2 protein-coding genes are annotated in these 1,511 nt (G+C 60.1%); both read left to right on the top strand.

Annotation, left to right across the window (positions count from 1 at the left end):
- The first annotated feature begins 189 nt into the window (after positions 1-189).
- Positions 190-459 carry a DUF1488 family protein gene (locus AC1D01_RS34220; protein ID WP_477873907.1) on the top strand — a complete coding sequence of 90 codons (270 nt, stop codon included), beginning with the start codon at positions 190-192 and terminating at the stop codon, positions 457-459.
- Between the two features lie 107 nt (positions 460-566).
- Complete coding sequence (locus AC1D01_RS34215; RefSeq protein WP_477873906.1) at positions 567-1,040, top strand: hypothetical protein; 474 nt, start codon at positions 567-569, stop codon at positions 1,038-1,040.
- The last annotated feature ends 471 nt before the right edge of the window (positions 1,041-1,511 follow it).

The following is a 1,511-nucleotide window of genomic DNA, read 5'->3' as shown; positions in this document are numbered from 1 at the left end:
GCGTTTTTCACCGCTCCTGCCCGGTGGATGGAACGCATATTCCAAACACCCGGGGCGCTACCGGTAAGACGAGGAACCACCGAACAGGCACGTTCGCATCGTCGGGCACTTGTTTTGCCCCCTTCCTGCATGGAGACTCACGGCGAGAGTTGAAACGAAGTTTGCAGCAGCATCATTCCTTTGTGATCGATGGAGGTGAATGTGGAAAGTGCTTCGAAGCCTGCGGTGGTCGACACTGGCAGCGAGACAGTGCGATTTACCTTCACCGTCAACGGACAAGTCCTGCGGGGCATAGCGTCGCGCGAGTTCCTCGAAGACGAGTTTGGAGCAGGCACGGAACCTTCGGCCTGGCTAGCCGCCTACAACCAACACGCTGATCAAATCATCCAGTTGGCTACGGACCGATACGATGCGGAGAAAGTCTCCCCGGTCCTACTGCACTCGACGACCCGCGCGTAAGGCGTCGTAGGCAAACTTGTGGCCGATGTCTGAGCACGTAGAGGAGTGTTGTCCTACAAGCGGCCAGCCCCGACGGTGCAAAATGTTGCATCGCTCACAGGGCCACCATGCGCTCCGATCTCATCACTATCCTTGCCGAGCAGCAGGCCTTCGTGCTGCTCCTGAGCAGTCGCCTGCTGAACGACGCAGGGCAAGTCAACGGTCATACTTTCGACACTTTTGCGAGGGGTCTCTTTGCACACTTGTCGGTCCTCAGCAACGTCGTGATTCCGAATCTGCCTGATCGTGACGCTGGCTCGCGCCTCACATCTGCATCAGACCTCACCTCAAGCTCACTTGCGCACGCGGTGATGAAAATGCAATCGACTGGCCTCGCCTCCTCGGAAGTCACCTTGTTGACGGCATCGACGGCTGGATTGATCGCTGTCGAGCGCACGCTCATACCCCTGTCTGTGCTCGGCGTTTCGGCTGCTCGTCAACAGGAGCTGGGAGCATTGGCTGAGGAAGTGTTTGCGCGGACCGTTGGCCCCGAGGTAGATATATCGGCCGCCGCACTGGGAGCCGACCTCTCGCCTCCTTGACTACTTCACCGCCGGTGCCGGGCCAACGGTTCGGTCGCACTGTCCAACCGTGGCTTGATTCGAACTCGAACTGGTGCACATCACACAGACGGTTGGCGAATAGTTGGGAGCAGCCGTAGCGATCCAGAGCGCCGGACGTTTATCCGTAGGGCCCTGGTTCGAGCCCAGGTCGAGGAGCCAGTATTGACGGGGCCCGCAGCGATGCGGGCCCTTTGTCATAGGCGACCGATATGAGACGTTTATGAGACGCCGTCTCATATCCAGTAGTTCGCCGGCGGCCACGGACGCTGCGCGTGGCCGGCATGCCCTCTCCTCGCTCACCAATGGGGCACCCCAGCGGACGCGCGATCAGGCATCAGGATGCCGTGCGACCGTGAGCGTCTGGCCGTCCCATCTTGACGGCGGTCAGTTGCTCAAGTCTGCGGCGGAGTCCACCGATGAGGCAACAGCTCTTCGAGTCGGCTATTGGGC

The sequence above is a fragment of the Rhizobacter sp. P3_B12 genome, from assembly GCF_056402895.1.
This window is presented reverse-complemented; position numbering and strand designations above follow the sequence as displayed.

What these genes read in the sequence shown, in the direction of transcription:
- AC1D01_RS34220 (WP_477873907.1), top strand. Translation starts at nt 190, where the DNA reads ATGGAGGTGAATGTGGAAAGTGCTTCGAAGCCTGCGGTGGTCGACACT.
- AC1D01_RS34215 (WP_477873906.1), top strand. Translation starts at nt 567, where the DNA reads ATGCGCTCCGATCTCATCACTATCCTTGCCGAGCAGCAGGCCTTCGTG.